Source organism: Sulfuricurvum sp. (assembly GCF_028713855.1).
Classification (GTDB): Bacteria; Campylobacterota; Campylobacteria; order Campylobacterales; family Sulfurimonadaceae; genus Sulfuricurvum.
In genome coordinates this window covers 318,424-338,895 of the sequence record NZ_JAQTNN010000001.1, presented here as the reverse complement: position 1 = coordinate 338,895, position 20,472 = coordinate 318,424, and the positions used below count along the sequence as shown (strand labels likewise).

Below are 20,472 nucleotides of genomic sequence, written 5' to 3'. Positions count from 1 at the left end.
GCATATCATGTTTGCTCACAAAGATTTTATCAATTTTCTACAACAATCTAAAAGCGATAAAAAAGATATCGTCTGTATCAATGTGTTGGATACGGAAGGTTCCGTTTATCGTAAAAGCGGTGCGACCATGCTGGTGAATTCCGACGGAAAATTTATCGGCGTCGTCAGCGGAGGGTGTTTTGAAGAGGACATTGTCCATTGCGCCCAAGATATCCTCTCAAAACACGAAGGAAAGTATGTTGTCCATGACTTGCGAATGAAAGATGACACATTGGACAGTTGGGGCAAAGGGGTTGGATGCAACGGACTGATAAAACTTTGGATGGAGCCGTTTTATTACAATCAAAACTACGGTGCGATCGGTATCGCGCTTGAGTATGCTTTAAAGAGAACCAAGAAAACACTGATCCGTTCCACGGAGCAAAAGGGTTTTTATGGGTTTTCATCCGAAGAGCGGAAAGAAGAGATCTTTTATGATGAAGAATCGCACCTTCGCCTTATTTATCAAAAGATCAATTCCCCTTATCGGTTATTGATTTTAGGAGCAGGACCGGGGAGTGAACCGTTACTCTCCATGGCAAATGCTCTTGGGTGGCAAACCTCAATCTGTGATACAAGAACATCCAATCTTACCCATATCCATTCCGCCGATGAAACACATTTGTTAAACGACTGTGAAGAGGTTACTAAGATTTTAGAACGAGATTTCGATGCTGCTGTCGTTATGAGCCACAATTTTAACAGCGATGCCGTTTATTTAAAAGCATTGCTTGATTCAGAGGTTTCCTACATCGGTATTATGGGTCCGCAGAAGCGAACGAGAACTATCATCGACTCTTTCAGTACAATGGGTGAAACAGTTTTTATGGATCCGAGATTGCATAATCCTATCGGATTGGATTTGGGAGGAGAGTCCCCTGAATCAATCGCCTTATCTATTTGTGCAGAAATCGAATCCCATCGAAACCGAGCTACTCCGATGTCACTAAGAGAAAAAAAAAGGGTAGCAATCCATGCTAACTAACCATAAGCTTGAGGTTCTTGTTATGGCAGCAGGAATGTCGAGTCGCTTAGGTCAGCCTAAGCAACTTTTAGAACTGAACAACCATACACTGTTATGGTACGCAGCGGCTCAGGCATTGGAATTGACACCCAACGTCACTGTTGTATTAGGGAATAAACATGAACAATGCAGTGAATCTATCAAAGATCTCCCTGTAAAAACAGTCATTAATTCACGCTATGAAGAGGGGCTTGGCAGTTCAATCGCCTATGGAGTTTCGACATTGGATGCGTGCGATTGCGTTTTGATTATGCTCTGTGACCAACCCTTAGTCCCGCGAATGCATTATAAAAGATTGATAGAAACGTCTAAAGAATTTCCGGAGTTGATCATTGCATCACACTATGATAAAAAATCAGGTGTCCCCGCTGTCTTTCCAAAACAGTATCTCCCTGCCCTGCGCGAATTAAAAGGAGATAAAGGAGCCAAAGCCTTACTTGAAACAAATATCTATCAATATATTCCTTTAAGCAAAGATGACTCAAGAGATATCGATACCCTAGAAGATTGGGACAACATAGTAACTCTCTTTTCCTCTCATATCTGAGGCGAAGGGTTAATAACTCCCTTCCCCTACGGTTATGACATAGTTGTCATCCACTTCCACCACACCGAAGGAATGCTGCCCGCAAAAGCTTTCATTCATCTCCTGTGCCCATGCACGGGCTATTCGCATTGCATTTTCTTTATCATCCAATGTTTTAATTTGAGGCATTTTTTTCCGAATTGCGCATTTGCACAACTTCTCAACAACGACATGATGTTCCATAATTTCTCCTTCTTTAGTGATCGGATTTACAGCCGCAGCCGCCACCGACCATACCAATGACAAAATTGTCATTCACTTCAACCAGCTGAAACGTATGTTTACCGCAAAAGTTTCCATTCATGTGGGCAAGTTGTGTTTCAGCCGCTTCAAATGCAGCATCTTTGGCATCAAAAGTAGCGATTTGGGATAATCCCTCTTTTTTTGCACAGCTGCACAATTTTTCTATAACGACGTGATGTTCCATCTGATAATCCTTCTAAGTTGATTGGTAAAACATCTGCATAGAGTGTTCCAGATGGCATCTTTTTACTTTGTGTTATAATGTTAATGAACATATTTATAAAAAGTGGGAATTCTTTGTTTAAATCTTTTATCATTCTATTCCTGCTTATAACATCATTATTCGCGGCTCTCCCCTCTTCAAAAAAACCGGTTGAAATAGGTATTATTGCTTTTCGGCCTATCCAAGAAAATCAACACGTTTGGCAACCGCTTGCAGATGAACTAAACCGCTTTTCAAAACATTATGATTACCGCATTCATTCCTACAGCGAATCCGATCTTGAAAAAGCTGTGGCACACAACAAACTCGATTTTATTATTGTGCATTCGCTCTCTTTCATCACTATGGAGACCAAATACGATGCTCAAAACATCGCTTCGCTGATACGTCAGGATGTAAACCACAATCATTTAACCCATTACGGCGGTGTCATCGCCGTTAAAGCGAATCGATCTGATATTAAAACACTCAGTGATATTCGTGGTAAAATGATTGCGACGACACATAAAGAGGGATTTGCCGTCTATCTGATGCCCCTCGATACATTAATGCACGCCGGTGTAGATATGCGCAAAGAGTGCCGTATGCTTTTTACCGGTCAACCCCAAGAACGGGTATTGAACGCTTTACGTTCCGGTAAAGCCGATGTTGCTTTTTTTCGTACCGGATACATCGAAGAGCTGATAGCCAAAGGCAAACTTAACTCCGGCGAGCTCAAGATTATCAATCCGCAACCAATAAACAACGCATTCCACTACCTTCGTTCAACACCGCTTTATCCGGAATGGTCTGTTGCATCCACCACTCGTCCCGATACGGATATGATTAAAGAGACGACAATAGCCCTCTATCAAATCAACGCTACAGACAATCAAGACTTTCACGCATTCGCAAACCCTCTCTCTTACAAATCGACACGGGATATGATGCAAAACTATCATATTTATCCCTTTGACACGGCTACGTTTACGTTTCAAGACGTTCTCGACAAATACAGTCTCACCCTAATTATATTTTTTATTTTTCTGACAATCGGCGGAGCATCTTTTACCCTCTATTACATCTTCTCATCACGTCAGGCCGCAATCCATACCAAACAGATCGAATCTATCCTTTCCACCTCCACGGACGGCATTCATGTACATGATGATGAGGGAAACCTCATTCTTTTTAGCGATTCCTTTGCGGAAATGCTCGGATATACGCGAAAAGAGACGGCACAACTGCATATATATGATTGGGATCACCATTTTGACCCTACCATAATCCATGAAATGATGCACACCCTAAAAGATCAAAAAATCTCTTTTGAAACCGTACATACCCGCAAAGACGGGACACTGATGGATGTAGAAATCAATTCCAGAGGAATTGTGATCAAAGGAGTACACTATATCTATGCCTCTGCCCGAGATATTACCGAGCGCAAACGCGTAGAACAAAACATTCTTGAAGCCAAAGAGCGATTTGATCGGTTAGCCCATCATGATCCGCTAACCGCCCTTCCCAACCGTCTCAGTCTTATTGAAAAACTTCAACATAAAACATCGGGGATGGAAGATCATCCTTTCGCCCTTTTCTTCCTTGATCTCGATGGTTTTAAAGAGGTCAACGATTCCTATGGGCACCGATTCGGAGATACTCTTTTAATCCATTTTTCTTCATTAATCAAAGAGATATTCCCGCCAGAATCATTTATTGTCCGTACCGGTGGAGATGAATTTGTCATTGTATTAGGATGTCAAAAAGATCAGGAACTTATTCAATCAACCATGAATAAACTGATCGATATTCTAAATCACCCTTTTCATATTGAAGAAACAGATATTTATATTACGGCCAGTGTCGGTATCGCCATGTATCCAAACGATGCCCTCACAACCGAAGATTTATTACAGCGGGCCGATGCTGCAATGTACAATGCTAAAAAAATGGGTAAAAATACCTATAGTTTTTACAGTGCTCATCTGACCGAAAATGCACTCTACCGAACCACTATTGCTACGAACCTCAAAAAAGCACTTGCAGCAGGCAAGCTGCAGCTTTATTTTCAACCACAAGTCAATGCCTACACAAATATAATAATAGGTGTTGAAACATTACTTCGCTGGTTTACACCAAATGGACAAATTTCACCAGCAATCTTTATCCCTATTGCCGAAGAAACAGGTCTTATACAAGAAATAGGAGACTTTGTCCTTCGCCAAGGATGTCAAATCGCTGCACAATGGGCGCAATCCGGACTGTTAAACGGACGCATCGCTATCAATGTTTCAGCACGTCAACTTGTCCACCCTAATTTTCTTTCGACGCTAGAACACATTATTCAAGAAACTAACTGTAACCCTTCATGGATTGAGCTTGAGATAACCGAAAGCTCTATCCTCGAAAACCCTGAAAAAATCATTCTTCTCCTTAGAACCATCAAGAACAAAGGATTTACCATTTCTATCGACGATTTCGGAACAGGGTATTCCTCTCTTTCCTATTTAAAAAATCTTCCGATAGACAAGCTCAAAATAGATATATCCTTTATCCGAAATATCACGCATGAATCTAAGAATCAAACCATTGTAAAAACCATTATCGCGTTGGCAAAAGGGCTGGGAATGTCATCCCTCGCCGAAGGGGTGGAAACCGCTGAAGAGCTCACATTTTTGCAAGAGCATGGCATAGATTCAGTACAAGGATACTATTACTATAAACCCATTTCGCAAGCAGAAGTAGAAGCCCTCTTGAAGCTATAAGCAACATGGACAAAAACCCTTTTTTTTCTATGGTATAATATTTTACACTTGAGAGCTAAAGAGGGAGACAGAGATGGAATCAAAAGATTCACAAAGTGTAAAGAGTGCTTTGAAAATCTCCGCTTTATATCTTATTTTCGGATTCGTATGGATCTACTTCTCTGATAGTGTTGTAGAGCTCTTCTCATCAGGAAATCCTCATCAACTTACCCTTTTGCAACATTATAAAGGCTGGTTTTTTATTCTCATTACCACCTTTTTGTTATTTCTTTTAATGCATCGATTTTTACATAAGGGTTTTATCGAATACACGCAACGAATCAGCGAGCAAAAAGCTTCTCACGACCGACTTGCCCAACAAGACACCCTTCTTCGTACCATTGTCAACAGTTCTCCTGATGCCATATTTGCAAAAGATATGGAAGGCAGATATATGTTATTTAACTCAGGTGCCGGAGAACTTGTCAATATATCCCCTGAAAATGTCATTGGGCATACCGATAAACTCCTATTTTCCTCTGAAGCGGCAAAAAAAATCCAAGAGATAGATCGTTTAATTCTCGCCGGCGGTGTGATCCAAAATCACGAAGAAGATGTAATAACCGCGAGCGGAAAACAAAAATACTTTTGGGTCACCAAAGGACCACTGTTGTCTGAAACCGGAAAGACATTTGGAATATTCGGTATTTCACGCGATATTACTACCATCAAAGAAAATGAACAAGCAATAATCAAGGCGAAAGAACATTTCGACTATATGGCACACCATGATCTGCTCACCGAACTTCCTAATCGGACAAGTTTAATTGAAAAGCTTCAACATCAAACATCAGACATTGAAAATCACCCGTTCGCCCTCCTCTTCCTTGATTTGGATGGTTTTAAAGAGATCAATGATTCCTACGGTCATCGATTCGGAGATGAACTTTTAGTTCGTATTACACAATTGCTGCAAGAACTCTTCCCCCCCGATACCTTTATCTCACGAAGCGGAGGAGATGAATTTGTCATTCTATTATCATGTCATAAAGATAAGAATATCATACATAACACCATGTTCCATCTCATCAATACCCTCAACAACCCTTTTCACATCGATGAAATAGATGTCTACATTACAGCAAGTATCGGTATCACTATGTATCCAAGTGATGCCAGCAGTGCCGAAGAACTCCTCCAAAAAGCGGATGCCGCCATGTATAACGCCAAAAATATGGGGAGAAATACGTACAGCTTCTACGATTTACAATTCACTGAAAAAGCACTCCACCGTACTACCATCGCCACACAATTAAAAAAAGCGATACAAAATCACGAATTAGAACTCTATTTTCAACCTCAAATTGATATTCAGACAGAAAATATTATTGGAATGGAAGCACTGTTGCGATGGACTAGCTTCGAAGAGATGATTTCACCCGCAGTATTTATTCCGATCGCCGAAGAGAGCGGACTGATTCTGCAAGTGGGTGAATTTGTTCTGATGCAAGGGTGTAAAACTGCTGCCCAATGGGCAAAAAAAGGATTTTCTTATGGACGTCTTGCAATCAATGTTTCGGCACGTCAGCTTACCCATATCGATTTTTTAATGACACTGGATCGTATTATTCAAGAAACACAATGCGATCCCACCTTCATCGAGCTTGAAATCACTGAAAGTTCCATCCTCGAAAATCCTGAACAAATGATCGCGCTTTTGGATATTATCCAAGCAAAAGGGTTTAGTATTTCTATTGATGATTTCGGTACGGGTTATTCTTCCCTTTCTTACCTCAAAAATCTTCCGATTGACAAACTAAAAATCGATATCTCCTTTGTCCGGAATATCACGCATGAAGCAAAAAACCAAAGCATCGTTAAAACGATTATCGCTTTGGCAAAGGGGTTGGGGATGACAGCCCTTGCCGAAGGGGTCGAAACATTTGAAGAACTGAACTTTTTACGCGCTAACAATATCGATTCAATTCAAGGCTATTATTATTATAAACCTATGTCCTTTGAAAAAGCAGAAGAATTGTTTTTAAAACATTAAAATTAATTTATATTATTCAGTATTTAAAAAAATCAAACGCTGCTAAACAGAGTATAATTATTGAAAAATACTAAATAATATAACGCTGATGGGATAATATGAAAGATTTACACCAAGAGCATATAGAAATTACCGATGAAGTCAAACAAACTATAAAAAGTCTAAAAATAGTATTCCCCGCTTTATATGGAAAACTTTATCAAGAAGCTGCACATGTACGTGATATTGAACTTAAACCCAATGAATTCTTGACACGAGAAATGCTGGATGAGAAAATAGTACGTCATGTCATCACTCTTGCCGAGTGTGCCGATCAAGCGATTAATGCCATAGAAACCAAAAACAAAACAATTTTAGCCTCCATTTTATTAGAAACCAAAAAGCTCCAAAAAGAGATCCAAGAACTCCAAAAAATCGTCTACGAAGACAGCCTCACCAAAAGTTATAATCGCAAATGGTTCGACGATACCATTTTGGATCATGATCACCTCACTTTACGTGAAAATGGAACCATCGTACTCATTGATTTGAATAAATTCAAAGATATCAATGACACCTTCGGTCATGTCGTCGGAGACAAAGTCCTAATCCATGTGACTATCAAACTCAAAGAGTGCGGCGGTCGAGTCGTTCGATATGGAGGAGATGAATTCATAGTCATATTCGATTCAAATATCAATTCATTACAAATCAAAGAAAAGATGGAATCCCTTCTCGCCTATTTTGACAAAATCCACTTCAAAGTCGAAGATCAATCGTTTAAAATCAGCTTTTCCTATGGAATAGCTCCCTTTACCCGTGGTGCAGATGCAGCGAGTGTTATTGAAGCAGCGGACAAATCAATGTATAAGCATAAAAACGTAAATTAAATCAGGTTCTCTCACTCTGTATTGCCACTTGATTTCGGCCGTTATCTTTTGCACGATATAGCTGATTATCTGATTCTTTATACAGTTCTTCACAGGTAATCATAGAATCATGGTAATAGATTGCAACCCCTATCGATACGGTAACAAACGCTGAAGCATCATTCTTTTTATGGTGAATTTCCAGCATTTCGATCGCACGGCGAATACGTTCTGCCAAAGCCAAATATCCCTCTTCATTCATATCACTGACCAAAACAGCAAACTCTTCACCGCCCAGCCGAAATGCATATTCACCGCTTCTCGACGTATAGAATTTTAAAACATTAGCCACTTGATTTAAAACGATATCCCCCGCTTGGTGGCCATAATTATCATTGTAAAGTTTAAAATTATCAACATCCAGCATCATCAAAACCAAACTTGAACGGTGACGTTTGATCCGATTCATCTCTTCACTGATTATTTGAACATAAAAACGGCGGTTATAAAGACCGGTCATAGAATCGGTAATGGCCATCTCTTCGATCATTTTTTTATCACTGATATCATGCCGTATGGCCGTATAGCCGATAATTACACCCTCTTCTACATTGGGTGTAATGGTAGTATCTACCCAATAATCACCACCATCTGATTTACGATTTTTGATTTCACCATGCCACATTTGTCCGGAACTGATCGTACGCCACAACTCTTCAAACAACTCTTTAGGCATATCAGGGTGTCGGATAAGCCGATGGTTTTTACCGATAAGTTCCTCTTTTGTATAACCGCTTATCTTGCAAAATGCCTCTGAAGCATAGGTAATATTGCCATATAGATCTGTTTGAGAAGTGATAACATATTGATCTATAATCTCAACATACCCTTCAAGCTGTTTTGATTTGATTTGGATCTTTTTTGAGAGACGCTGATTGAGTTCTTCAATCTGCTCTTTATAAGTAAACAATACCTCATTTTGAGAATTAAGCTGCTCAATTTTACGACGGGTTTCCGAGGACATATCGTTAAATATTCCCATCAGAAGTTGCCATTCAACATCGTATTGATCGATATTGAAATGGACATTATAATTTCCCTCAGCTATTTTCATAGCATTTTCGGTCAATTCGATAATCGGTCTTTCAAACGAACGAAATACTTTTATAATCAGCCCGATAACAATCGAAACACCTATAAAATATAAAACGATCAAGGAGGTTGTAGGATCATGTCCTTGTAGAATACTTTGTTTTAACTCCCATATTATAGAGAGCAGAAGCATAAAAAAGATAATAGCAATTGCGATCAACCAGACTACTGTTCGCTGCAATACCGTCATTTTTTTTATAAAAGGCACAAAATAAACCTTTAATTAATATCTGATTTATGATAGAACTTTATACAATGAATCATGACACTTTTTGAGCAAAATCAAAAAAAGACTTCTGTAATGTGTATAATTGAAACAAATAATACAAAAGTGAGGAAAGGGGAAGATATTTACGGTAACGGAATAATTAGATTATGCAATTAGAAAGTGCTATAATATCCGCCAATACGGATAAGGCAAAGTCAGATTATAGGGCGCATGGAAATGGAAATATCGATCAACGAAAAAATAGAGTCTGCTCATCAAGAATGGTTATGTGCTCTGGATGCTGTTTCATCTCCGATATTTCTGCATGATAAAGATTTCCGCATCCTCCGCTGTAACAAAGCCTACAGTCAGTATACAGGCATTCCCTATACCGAGATTATCGGCCGACGCTATTATGAGCTCTTCCCTAAAAACGACGGTCCCCTTCCCCACTGCACCGAAGCACTCGAAGATCCTCTAAGTGAGGGAAGCGAGGAAGATGTTCAGATTGACGATAAACTTTTTCATTCAAAAGGTTTCATCATCAAAGATAACCAAGGCAATTATCTTTACTCTTTGCATATTCTTGAAGATATTACCGAACAACGACAAATTGAACAAGCCCTGCGCGAAAGCGAAGAAAAATTTCGCAGTATCACAGCTTCTGCCCAAGATGCTATTTTAATGATGGATGATGAAGGGAAAATTTCCTATTGGAATGAAGCAGCCGTAAAAATTTTCGGTTACACCGAAAAAGAAGTAATGGGGCAATCATTGCATACACTGCTCGCACCCGAACGATTTCTCGCCTCCCATTACAAAGGGTTTGAACATTTCAAACAAACGGGAGAAGGTCCAGCTATCGGCAAAACCCTTGAACTCGCTGCCCTCAAAAAAGACGGGAGTGAATTTCCAATAGAATTATCGCTTTCGATCGTTAGGAGAGAGGGGAAACAACATGCTATCGGAATGATCCGCGATATCACAGAACGAAAACAAGCCGAAACTTTATTGAAAGAAGAACGAGATTTCTCTGAACGGCTGGTGGATACGGCTCCTGTCATCATTCTAATCCTCAATCCGCTAGGTCAAATCGTCCGTTTCAATAATTACATGGAAACCCTAAGCGGCTATACACTGGGTGAAGTCAAAGGAGAAGATTGGTTCAACACTTTTCTCCCTGAACCGGAGAGAGAACCAACCAAAAAATTATTTCTTAAAGCAATGGATGATATACGAACGTATGGAAATATCTCCATCATTCTTACAAAAAATAATGAACAACGGCTAATCGAATGGTATGACAAGACACTAAAAAATACACAGGGCATTACAATTGGACTACTTTCCGTAGGATTAGATGTCACTGAGCGTAAAAAAAACCAGGAATTATTGCGACAAAGCGAAGAAAAATTCCGTGCACTTGTCGAATCAACCAGTGACTGGATTTGGGAAGTTGACCAAAATGGGAACTACACCTACGCCAGCCCAAGTGTAGAAACACTGCTTGGCTACACCCCTCAAGAAGTCGTGGGCAAATCTCCTTTTGATTTTATGCCTCCCGAAGAGGCTCAACGTCTAGGTTCCGGATTTAAACAACTGGTTGCTGATCATAGTGCGCTTACGAGCTTAGAAAATACTAATGTGTGTAAAGACGGCAGCATCAAAATATTGGAAACGAGCGGTCTCCCATTTTTTAACGAACAAGAGGAATTTGCCGGTTATCGAGGAATCGATCGGGACATTACAGAACGAAAACACGCAGAAGTCACTCTCAGTCGTGCTAATCGTGCACTCAAAACCCTTTCATCGTGCAATATGGCCTTGGTACGAGCTAAAAATGAATTCGAATTACTTCATACAGTTACAAACGTGATCGTTGAACAGGCAGGCTACAACCTTGCTGCCGTTGTCTATGCTGAAGAAAACCCACAAAAAAGTATTACACTCATAGCCGGTTCCGGAATAAAAGTCGATAATTATGATTGGGCAAGCGATCTTACATGGGCAGATACCCCAAAAGGTCAATTACCCGTTTCGCTTGCCATACGGACCGGTACAACACAGGTCTGTCACAATATCGCCTGTGCAATCGGTTTCAAACAATGGAAAGATACTGCCCTATCAAAAGGATATATTTCAAATATAGCCCTCCCTCTAACAGATCAAAATAAAACATTCGGGGCTGTTTGCATCTATTCTTCCGAAGAAAATGCATTCGATGATGAAGAAATCAAACTGCTTGAAGAACTCGCCAACGATATGGCCTACGGTATCTTCAATCTCCGTACCCGTGCTCTTCATGAACAACACACAACACTCCTTCGGCAAAGTTTGGAACAGTCCATTCAAACCATCGCTGCTACAGTCGAGGCACGCGATCCCTATACTGCAGGGCATCAGCATCGAGTCAGTGAACTGGCGACTGCAATTGCCCGTGAAATGGAATTAAGTGAAGAACAGATTCAGGGGATACATCTCGCCGCTATCATCCACGATTTGGGTAAAATTCATATCCCTGCAGAGATCCTCTCCAAACCCGGAAAACTCAACAAAATAGAGTTCATGCTAATACAAACTCATCCCGAGGAAGGATACAATATTCTCAAAAATGTAAAATTTCCATGGCCGATTGCCGACATCATCTTACAGCACCATGAAAAGCTCGATGGATCTGGCTACCCGCAAGGGCTCAAGGACGGTGAAATACTGCTCGAAGCTAAAATTATTTGCGTTGCCGATGTTGTGGAAGCAATGTCATCCCATCGTCCTTATCGCGCGTCATTAGGAATCGAACCGGCATTAGAGGAGATCAGACGAGGACGGGGAAACTGGTATGAACCCTCAGTTGTTGATGCATGCTTGAAACTGTTTGAAGAAAAAAACTTTGAATTCAGCACTGCACATTAGATCATGATAACGCAGTGGTCTGAACGACGAAATAGAGTTCATCTTTTAGAGTATTGAGACTTTTAATGACGTTATTTCGGCGCGTATCATCGAGATCGAAATGCTGCTCGATCGAATCGTAAATACGATCGATACTGGCATAGATTTCGACCATAAGTTCTGCTTTTAGTTTATCTTGTACACCGGCCATAAATCATCCTATTTGTTTGACTGAATATTTCGAAAAAGATTCAACCAAAAAAATCCCGCAAAGCGGGAAAATGACGAGAAACAATGAAGTTTTGTCCCGCAGAGGGGACAAAGGTTTAGCGAACGAGGTCGAAGAAGTAGTCAGTGGTTGCGATACCTTTGGTATCTTCATCCAATTGGTCAAGAACTTTGTTCGTGATCCAAGTAAGAAGGTTCAACGCTCCGTCGTATCCGCTGATAGAATAGCGGTGTAGGTGATGACGGTCGAAGATTGGGAATCCGATGTAGATCAACGGAGTACCAGTGTCGCGCATCAACTCTTTACCATAGCTGTTACCGATCATGAAATCGACAGGCTCAGTGAACAAGAGTGAACGCATAGCCCACAAGTCTTTACCAGCCCATACATTCAAACTGTCTTTAGCCGGAGAAGTATCGAGCATTGCTCTCATCTCTGCTTCCCAACCGTTTGGTGCATTGTGACAAAGAACGTGAGTAGGTTCTGCACCCATCTCAAGAAGGAATGATACTGCACCGATTAGGAAGTCAGGATCACCCCAGATAGCGAATTTTTTACCGTGCATGTACGGATAGCTATCTTGCATAGCATCAACCAAACGGCCGCGCTCTACTTTGAGTTTTTGTGGAACTTCTGTTCCTGTTAATTCTGCAAGTTTCATTACGAACTCATCAGTCCCTTTGAGACCGATCGGGTTAGAGAATCCACCAGCGTGTTTCCAACGTTTATCGACCATTTTCATGGTTTTAGACGTTGCATATTTTTGAAGAGAGATAGTAGCAGATGAATTGATACAATCTTTTGCGTCTTCAATTTTTGTTCCGCCTTGGAACATTTCGTAGTTACCGGCAGGCATATCCCATTGATCAGAGTGGTCGCCCAACATGATATAGTCTGTGCCGAATGCTTCTACGATGCTTTTTACTGAACGAAGGCTTCCGATATACGTTTCAAAACCAGGGATGATGTTGATACGTTGTTTCGTTTCGCCTTTGTTTCCTTCAGTAAGCTGAGACATGATACCGTGCATCATGTTGTCATAACCAGTGATATGGCTACCTACGAATGAAGGTGTATGTGCAAAAGGGATCGGATATTCAGCAGGGAGATATTCTCCGCCGTCTTCTTCTTTTGCCGCAAGGATAAACGCCATCAAGTCATCACCGATAACTTCTGCCATACAAGTAGTAGAAACAGCGATCATTTTAGGTTTATAAACTGCCGCACAGTTTTTAAGACCCTCTTTCATGTTCACCAATCCACCAAATACCGCAGCATCTTCAGTCATAGAGTCAGAAACACAAGGAGTCGGCTCTTTGAAGTGACGGGTAAAGTATGAACGGAAATACGCAACACATCCATGAGAACCGTGAACGTAAGGCATAGTACCTTCAAACCCGAGTGCAACCATAACAGCCCCGAGAGGTTGACATGCTTTTGCCGGGTTAACAGTAATCGCTTCACGAGCAAGATTTTTCTCACGGTAATCCCATGTTTTAGTCCACTCAGCGATTTCTTCTACTTTCGCAGGGTTAATTGCGAGCATAGAGGATTCGAATTGTTTTTTGTTAGCGAGTACCTCTTGGTACTCAGGGCGTTTAAACAGGTCTTTCCCGTTTACGATTTTTTCTACTTCTTGCATCGTATTATCCTTCCATTTCCCATGGTGCTTTTGAGTGCGCCCATACCGGTGAATTAATTGCTAAATCCATATCTTGTGCGAAGATCGCGAATCCGTCGTACCCGTGGTAAGGTCCGCTATAATCCCATGAGTGCATTTGGCGATATGGAAGACCCATTTTTTGGAATACATACTTCTCTTTGATCCCTGAAGCTACAAGGTCAGGTTGAAGTTTTTTAACAAATGCTTCAAGCTCATACTCGTTGACGTCATCGTAGATAACGGTTGAGCGGAAAATCTCTTCTTTAGTACGTTTGTAGTCATCATCATGAGCGAACTCATAACCGGTTCCGATTACTTCCATACCCAAATCTTCGTAAGCACCGATAACGTGACGAGGGCGGAGACCACCGACGAACAACATAACCGTTTTACCTTCGAGACGAGGTTTATATTTCGCGATAACCGCATCGATCATCGGTTGATATTTAGCGATAACTTCTTCACATTTAGCTTGTACACTTTCGTCAAAGAACGCCGCGATTTTGCGGAGAGATTTGATGGTTTGTGACGGTCCGAAGAAGTTGTACTCGATCCAAGGAATCCCGTACTCTTTTTCCATGTGACGGCTGATATAGTTCATTGAACGGTAGCAGTGAAGCAAGTTCAATTTTACTTTTGGTGTCAACGCCATCTCTTTAATAGTAGCATCTCCTGACCATTGTGCAACAACACGAAGGCCCATCTCTTCCAAAAGGATACGGCTTGACCAAGCGTCACCACCGATGTTATAGTCACCGATGATTGCAACGTCATATTCTGTTACTTCAACATCGCTTGTGTTTACGTTTACTTTTGCATCAAAAATATAGTCACGAACGGTGTCGTTTGCAATGTGGTGACCCAAGCTTTGCGAAACCCCACGGAAACCTTCACAGTTAACCGGTACGATAGTTTTGTCGAGTTCTTTTGCTTTTGTTTTTGCAACAGCACCGATATCATCACCGATCAAACCGATCGGACACTCTGATTGAACAGTGATACCGTTATTCAATGGGAAAAGTTCTTCGATTTCATCGATACATTTACCCAATTTTTTGTCTCCACCGAAAACGATGTTGTTTTCTTGGAAATCCGAGCTAAAGTTCATAGTAACGAACGTATCAACACCGGTTACACCGATATAATAGTTACGACGACCAGCACGGCTGTATTGACCGCATCCGATAGGACCGTGAGAAATATGGATCATGTCTTTGACCGGACCCCATACAACCCCTTTAGACCCTGCATAAGCACAACCACGTTGACTCATGACACCCGGAACGGTTTTTTTGTTTGAGCGGACATCTCCGCACGTTTTTTGATTTTCATCATTTGGAGATCCGACACCGAGATGTTTTTCACGGTTTTTCGCCGCTTTCTCAGGATACGCTTTTAAGATCTCTTCAATGGCCGCTTTTTGTTTAGCTTCTAGTGTTTCTGGACCCATAATACACCCCTTCCTTACGCGACTTCGATACGGAATTGTTCCATCGAATCTAAGTTATGACACAATTTCATTGTTTCATCATCCGCTGCATCAACTCTTTTAGAGATTGCAGACATTTGGTAACGGTTCATGTAGATCATGTATTTTTGTGCTTTATCAGGGTTCTCTTCTTTGAAGTAATGAACCATTGCACGGAACAAGAAAGTATCTTTGTTTGTGTAGCTGATCCACTCTTTATCTTTATCTTTAGTACCCATCAAAAGTTTGATCTCTTTAACGTCACTGATATCAACATCGGCAATTTTTTCTGCAACTAATTCGTCTGGAATTTGATTCCCCATTGAAGCTGGGAAGTGAAAACCTAATACAAACATCTAATCTCCTTTTTCTGTTGTTTTCTTTTCATTATTAACAAGATGTTAAACGTCATAGAACTTCTATGACAGCCATTGAAGATTCCTCAAAAGAGGAATCGTTCGGTACCTTACGCTTCGTGCGCAGCTTTACCAACTTGAGACTCATCAACTTCGTCTTCGAGACCGAATGCAAGGAGCAAGTCTTCAAGCTCATCCATACTGATTGGAGTAGGAATGATTTTCATATCGTTATAAACGATTTTACGAGCAAGCTCTTTGTATTCGCGAGCTTGGTCAGAATATGGGCTGTATTCAACAACCGTCATACGGCGTAGTTCAGCATGTTGAACGATGTTGTTACGTGGTACGAAGTGGATCAATTGAGTTCCAAGGCGTTGAGCAAGCTCAAGTGCCAAATCGTACTCTTTGTCTGTCATACGAGCGTTACATACTAGACCGGCAAGACGAACTCCACCAGTGTTTGCATATTTCAAAATCCCTTTAGAGATGTTGTTAGCTGCGTACATCGCCATCATTTCACCAGACATAACGATGTAAATTTCTTGTGCTTTACCTTCACGAATAGGCATTGCAAATCCGCCGCAAACAACGTCACCAAGAACGTCGTAAGAAACGAAGTCAAGACCTTCTTCATCGTAAGCGCCTTCTTCTTCGAGGAAGTTAATCGCAGTAATAACACCACGACCTGCACAACCTACTCCTGGCTCTGGTCCGCCTGACTCTGTACAGTTGATCCAACCGCCCGGAGTTTCTTTATCAAATAAACCTTTACCCCAAAGACGAGCTTGTTCCATCTCAACGTCTTCGATGGTGCCGTATTCTGCTGCAAGAGAAAGAATAGTATCTTGTGCTTTCTCGTGAAGAATCAAACGAGTTGAATCCGCTTTTGGATCACATCCAACGATCATAATATTTTTATCGAAATAGTGTGACATTGCTGCCAATGTATTTTGAGATGTAGTAGATTTACCGATCCCACCTTTTCCGTAGAACGCGATTTGTCGCAAGCTAGCTGCTCCAGCCATGTTATCCCCTTATTTTTGAACTTCACTTAGGTTGATGCATGCGTCGTTCTATGGTTTTTTACGACATTTTCTAAAACGTTACGACAAAACAGCACTTTGTGTACAAATTTGTAGGAATAGGTTTTGCAGGGGTATGACAAACACCTTTTTGGCTCTTTTGATTAAAAAATAAGCGATCATTCTGAGTAAAAATTATTTCAAGCCGTTACACTTCTACTAAAAAGGGGCGGCTATGTCCAATAAAGAAAAATCCATCCACAATCTCCATCAAGCCCGTACAGCTCATATTCGCTGGGTCAACACGATAAAACTGCTCGTGTCCGGTATAGATGTTCCCTCTGATTCGATTCAACTCAGTTCTACCGATTCACTCTTTGGAAAATGGTTTTATGATGAAGCGATGCTCTTTAGTCTAGGGACTTCTCGAATGGTTATCGAAGAGATAGAAGAATTACTACTTACATTGCATGATAAATACATGAAGATATATCCTATCTATTTTGGACAAAAGAAGAAAAATATTTTAGGTGGTCTATTAGGAAGCAAGAGTAAAGCAAGCGAACATGAAATCGAGCTCTCAGTTCGCTATTATGAAGAGATCATCACTTTATCGGATAAACTCAAACACAAGCTTCGTATTTTAGAGAGTCAACTCCTCAGTTTAGGAGAAGATAAATTTGATGTCATTGCCGGGTTTACAAACGTAGAAATTTCAGCGCCCTTAGAACTCAAAATTCCTGAATCGGTCAATAATGAAGAAGAAGTGTATTATTATGGAACGCGAGGGAGAGGCTAATTATTCTCTCTTTAGCACTCCCCGTCCACTTTCATACCATATAAGCCATAACCCTCAAAGTTCTCCTCTGCTATAATTGCATAAGAATACCTAATCATACTTTCACTAAATGAGAATTCATGCTCCATTTCATTGACTATATCTACTTTATCTACGGCCTTGCATTTTTCATGTTTGGCTTTAGTATCCTCCACTACCCGATGGAAAATTCTATTTTCAAATTTACCCGTGAGTTAAAATATTTGGGTGCATTTGGAATTATCCACGGTATATCCGAATGGCTCGTCATGTTCAAATCATTGGGCGCTGAAGAGACTAAAGAGGTCTTTGAGCTAGCCAGTTTGATAATGATGAGCCTCTCGTATGCTATCCTTTTCTATTTTTCTTTACGAGTTGTTTCGAATAAAACATTTTCGATGATTACTCTTCTCTTTATTATTTTAGGTTCGGCTGTATTTTTGATAGGTTTTCATCATATTTCTTCTGTAAATGTCAATATTCTGATTCGCTACTTCCTCGGTGCTCCGGGAATTTTCATGACCGCATACATATTTTTTCACCCCTTTTACCTTGTCCAAGGATCGGTATATGATTCTATGAAACGATGCGCTTATCTCCTTGCAAGCACTTTTTTTCTCTATGGAATCTTTGCAGGACTCATTGTCCCCACTGGATCGTTTTTCCCCTCATCCGTAGTGAACAAAGACTCTTTTGAAGCACTCACCACTTTACCGATCGAGCTGTTCCGCGCTTTGTGCGCAATTGTGGCAAGCTATGCGATCACACAGATACTGCGTGTCTTTAAACACCAAACCGACTTTCATCTTCTCAGACTCTCAAAAGCACTCGAAGAGAGCGGAGATACCGTAGTCATTACCGATCTGGAGGGAAAAATAGAATATGTCAACCGTACTTTTGAGCAGCAATCGGGATATTTAGCGCATGAAGTCATCGGCAATACACCCAATATCCTCCGATCCGGAGAACACCAAACCTCCTTTTATCAGCATCTATGGGATACGATCCTTTCAGGGGAAACTTATCGCGGAGTCCTGACAAATAAACGAAAAGATGCAACCCTTTATCATGAATTCAAAACCATCGTCCCGTTAAAAAACAAGCGTCAGGAACTCACCAATTTTATCTCAACCGGTAAAGACATCACATCACGAGTCATCTTTGAACATGAGCTTGAAAAAGCTGCATCTACCGATCCGCTGACCAATGCGGCAAACCGATTGCAGTGTAATCGATGGCTCACATTAGCAACTGAACATGCCCAAGACTCCACTATTTCAGTTTCCTTGATCCTTTTTGATATCGATGATTTTAAAAAAGTAAATGATACCTTCGGACACAATGCGGGGGATGATGTCCTGATCCAAATTGCCGAAGTCGTCCGTACCATAGTAAGGAGCAATGAGATGTTCGCGCGCTGGGGCGGTGAAGAGTTTGTCATTCTGCAAATAGATACACCTTTTGAGGGAACTATAGCCCTTGCCGAACGGCTCAAAAAAGAGATCGAGCACTCTACGTTTAAAGAGGTCGGTCATATAACCGTTAGCATCGGTGTAGCTCAATACAATGGTGCTGAGAGCATCGAATCGTTTGTCAAAAAAGCAGATGATGCCATGTATCAGGCAAAAGAGGAAGGAAAAAATAAGGTTGTCGTGAGCAAAAGATAATCAATCCTTCACGCTATCCGATACATCAATCCCATGTTACTGGTTTCAAAACCATATTTTTGATAAAAAGCAATCGCTTTGGTATTCCGTAAATCGACACCGAGTGCCAATCGTCCCCATTCTCTACGCTCCGCTTCATCGATTGCCGTTTCTAACAGTTTAGTTCCGATGCCGTACCCTCGATGAAATTCACTTACAACGACATCTTCGATGATGCCGACATATTCACCTATTGCTGTGGAAATCATCCTCTGAAGTGAAAGCATCCCAACCACACCGTTTTGCATTTCAGCTACTAGAATAACACTTTGAGGAGATTGGAGGAGTAATTCCAAACCATGGGATTGTTTCTCCCCATCAATCGTAAAATCATCTTCAATGGCAAAAAGTTCGCTTAACAGCTTTGCCATAGCAGGAACATCATCACTATAGGCCAAACGAATTATCAGATTATCGTCCATTTTTCATCCGTTCCAATAGTTCTCCCAATTTATCGTGGCGCAATTGAATCAGCCGTTCAATCTCATCATAATCAAATTTACCGAAATACGTCATATCAAAAAGTCTGAGAAGGGCTGCACGGCAGCAGCTCTTGTCACACTCTGTGACGAGTTTTTTCGCTTTTTTATACGGTAAATCGGTCTCTTGAAAAAGCTTGATTGCATCGGCTACACTCTTACAGCCGCATTCACAAATCTCCAAAGCAAGGATTTCTTCTTTCGTAGCCATAACCCACCCCTTAAAGGGAGTGTTCTACCTTATAGCTGTTAGCTTTTTCGACTGCATCATACAATTTTGCAGCCAATTCGGGCATTTTGACATGATTCGTCCAAACCGTATCTTCGACGATATCGTGAATCTCTGATGCTACTTCAACCGCCAAACGTTTGAGCTTCGCCAACTCTTTTTTATGATCTTGTTCAGTCATTTCCGACATAATGAATCCTTTTGTTTATTTAATGTTACACACCAAAACGAGCAAAGCCCGTTTAAGTGGCAAGGACAAATTTGTCCTTTGCAATCCCCTAAAGTTAGGCAACACGTATCTCGATATGACGTGCCTGTTCTTTTCCCAGCGCAACAACGCGTTCACCGATCTGAACCTGCACACTGCTTTTAAAAAGCCCGTACCGCTTCACACACAACGTTGCATTCGGACAAATCCCCATAGCGCAGAGATGACCTTTTAACGTTTCATCCAGTGCTATGGATAAGACTCTGCATTTTTCATTCACACAGGTTTCAAGAAGATTCAT

20 protein-coding genes are annotated in these 20,472 nt (G+C 41.0%); 8 read left to right on the top strand and 12 right to left on the bottom strand.

The features are described 5' to 3' along the window. Nucleotides 1-7 precede the first annotated feature (7 nt). Together PHI47_RS01720 and PHI47_RS01715 are read left to right on the top strand one after the other, a co-directional pair. Entirely contained in the window at nt 8-1,024 is a 1,017-nt protein-coding gene (locus tag PHI47_RS01720) for an XdhC/CoxI family protein (RefSeq protein ID WP_299933052.1), read from the top strand. Then, nucleotides 1,014-1,610 (top strand): nucleotidyltransferase family protein, encoded by a 597-nt coding sequence (locus tag PHI47_RS01715; protein WP_299933049.1) that lies wholly within the window; start codon nt 1,014-1,016, stop codon nt 1,608-1,610. The genes PHI47_RS01720 and PHI47_RS01715 overlap by 11 nt, the downstream gene beginning before the upstream one ends. Before the next feature lie 9 nt (nt 1,611-1,619). On the opposite strand, the gene PHI47_RS01710 is transcribed toward PHI47_RS01715, so the two are convergent. Then, a complete protein-coding gene (locus PHI47_RS01710) occupies nt 1,620-1,832 on the bottom strand; it encodes a hypothetical protein (RefSeq protein WP_015653865.1) in 213 nt (70 codons plus the stop codon). 13 nt (nt 1,833-1,845) lie between these two features. Beyond that, nucleotides 1,846-2,076 carry a hypothetical protein gene (locus PHI47_RS01705; RefSeq protein WP_299933046.1) on the bottom strand — a complete coding sequence of 77 codons (231 nt, stop codon included), beginning with the start codon at nt 2,074-2,076 and terminating at the stop codon, nt 1,846-1,848. A gap of 113 nt (nt 2,077-2,189) precedes the next feature. Between PHI47_RS01705 and PHI47_RS01700 the strand changes: the two genes are divergently transcribed. From PHI47_RS01700 to PHI47_RS01690, 3 genes are all read left to right on the top strand, one after another. Beyond that, on the top strand, nt 2,190-4,862 hold the full coding sequence (locus PHI47_RS01700; RefSeq protein ID WP_299933042.1) for an EAL domain-containing protein: 2,673 nt from the start codon (nt 2,190-2,192) through the stop codon (nt 4,860-4,862). A gap of 73 nt (nt 4,863-4,935) precedes the next feature. After that, complete coding sequence (locus PHI47_RS01695; RefSeq protein ID WP_299933040.1) at nt 4,936-6,894, top strand: EAL domain-containing protein; 1,959 nt, start codon at nt 4,936-4,938, stop codon at nt 6,892-6,894. A 98-nt stretch (nt 6,895-6,992) separates the two neighbouring features. Continuing rightward, on the top strand, nt 6,993-7,763 hold the full coding sequence (locus tag PHI47_RS01690) for a GGDEF domain-containing protein (RefSeq protein WP_299933038.1): 771 nt from the start codon (nt 6,993-6,995) through the stop codon (nt 7,761-7,763). A gap of 1 nt (nt 7,764) precedes the next feature. Here PHI47_RS01690 and PHI47_RS01685 read toward each other — a convergent pair whose 3' ends face one another. Next, complete coding sequence (locus PHI47_RS01685) at nt 7,765-9,102, bottom strand: diguanylate cyclase (protein WP_299933036.1); 1,338 nt, start codon at nt 9,100-9,102, stop codon at nt 7,765-7,767. Nucleotides 9,103-9,339: 237 nt separating this feature from the next. Between PHI47_RS01685 and PHI47_RS01680 the strand changes: the two genes are divergently transcribed. Then, on the top strand, nt 9,340-12,012 hold the full coding sequence (locus PHI47_RS01680) for a PAS domain S-box protein (protein WP_299933034.1): 2,673 nt from the start codon (nt 9,340-9,342) through the stop codon (nt 12,010-12,012). 1 nt (nt 12,013) lies between these two features. Here PHI47_RS01680 and PHI47_RS01675 read toward each other — a convergent pair whose 3' ends face one another. The 5 genes from PHI47_RS01675 to nifH form a co-directional block, all read right to left on the bottom strand. Further along, a complete protein-coding gene (locus PHI47_RS01675; protein WP_299933032.1) occupies nt 12,014-12,202 on the bottom strand; it encodes a hypothetical protein in 189 nt (62 codons plus the stop codon). A 115-nt stretch (nt 12,203-12,317) separates the two neighbouring features. Further along, a complete protein-coding gene (gene nifK, locus PHI47_RS01670) occupies nt 12,318-13,862 on the bottom strand; it encodes a nitrogenase molybdenum-iron protein subunit beta (protein WP_299933030.1) in 1,545 nt (514 codons plus the stop codon). 4 nt (nt 13,863-13,866) lie between these two features. Beyond that, nucleotides 13,867-15,333, bottom strand: coding sequence for a nitrogenase molybdenum-iron protein alpha chain (gene nifD / locus PHI47_RS01665; RefSeq protein WP_299933028.1), 1,467 nt, complete (start codon nt 15,331-15,333; stop codon nt 13,867-13,869). 14 nt (nt 15,334-15,347) lie between these two features. Further along, on the bottom strand, nt 15,348-15,707 hold the full coding sequence (locus tag PHI47_RS01660; RefSeq protein WP_299933026.1) for a hypothetical protein: 360 nt from the start codon (nt 15,705-15,707) through the stop codon (nt 15,348-15,350). A 110-nt stretch (nt 15,708-15,817) separates the two neighbouring features. After that, nucleotides 15,818-16,735 (bottom strand): nitrogenase iron protein, encoded by a 918-nt coding sequence (nifH, locus tag PHI47_RS01655; RefSeq protein WP_041192420.1) that lies wholly within the window; start codon nt 16,733-16,735, stop codon nt 15,818-15,820. A 232-nt stretch (nt 16,736-16,967) separates the two neighbouring features. On the opposite strand from nifH, the gene PHI47_RS01650 reads away from it, so the two are divergent. Beyond that, complete coding sequence (locus tag PHI47_RS01650; RefSeq protein WP_299933014.1) at nt 16,968-17,531, top strand: hypothetical protein; 564 nt, start codon at nt 16,968-16,970, stop codon at nt 17,529-17,531. Between the two features lie 119 nt (nt 17,532-17,650). Further along, complete coding sequence (locus PHI47_RS01645; protein ID WP_299933011.1) at nt 17,651-19,216, top strand: diguanylate cyclase; 1,566 nt, start codon at nt 17,651-17,653, stop codon at nt 19,214-19,216. An 8-nt stretch (nt 19,217-19,224) separates the two neighbouring features. Here PHI47_RS01645 and PHI47_RS01640 read toward each other — a convergent pair whose 3' ends face one another. The 4 genes from PHI47_RS01640 to PHI47_RS01625 all read right to left on the bottom strand — a co-directional run bounded on the left by PHI47_RS01640 (nt 19,225) and on the right by PHI47_RS01625 (nt 20,472). Further along, nucleotides 19,225-19,677 carry a GNAT family N-acetyltransferase gene (locus tag PHI47_RS01640; RefSeq protein ID WP_299933008.1) on the bottom strand — a complete coding sequence of 151 codons (453 nt, stop codon included), beginning with the start codon at nt 19,675-19,677 and terminating at the stop codon, nt 19,225-19,227. Next, on the bottom strand, nt 19,667-19,945 hold the full coding sequence (locus tag PHI47_RS01635; RefSeq protein ID WP_299933005.1) for a hypothetical protein: 279 nt from the start codon (nt 19,943-19,945) through the stop codon (nt 19,667-19,669). Before PHI47_RS01635 ends, PHI47_RS01640 begins: the two co-directional genes overlap by 11 nt. Nucleotides 19,946-19,955: 10 nt before the next feature. Next, a complete protein-coding gene (locus PHI47_RS01630) occupies nt 19,956-20,153 on the bottom strand; it encodes a CCE_0567 family metalloprotein (protein ID WP_299933002.1) in 198 nt (65 codons plus the stop codon). A 94-nt stretch (nt 20,154-20,247) separates the two neighbouring features. Continuing rightward, the gene (locus PHI47_RS01625) at nt 20,248-20,472 is read right to left on the bottom strand and encodes a FeoA family protein (RefSeq protein WP_299933000.1); all 225 of its coding nucleotides are present in this window, start codon (nt 20,470-20,472) and stop codon (nt 20,248-20,250) included.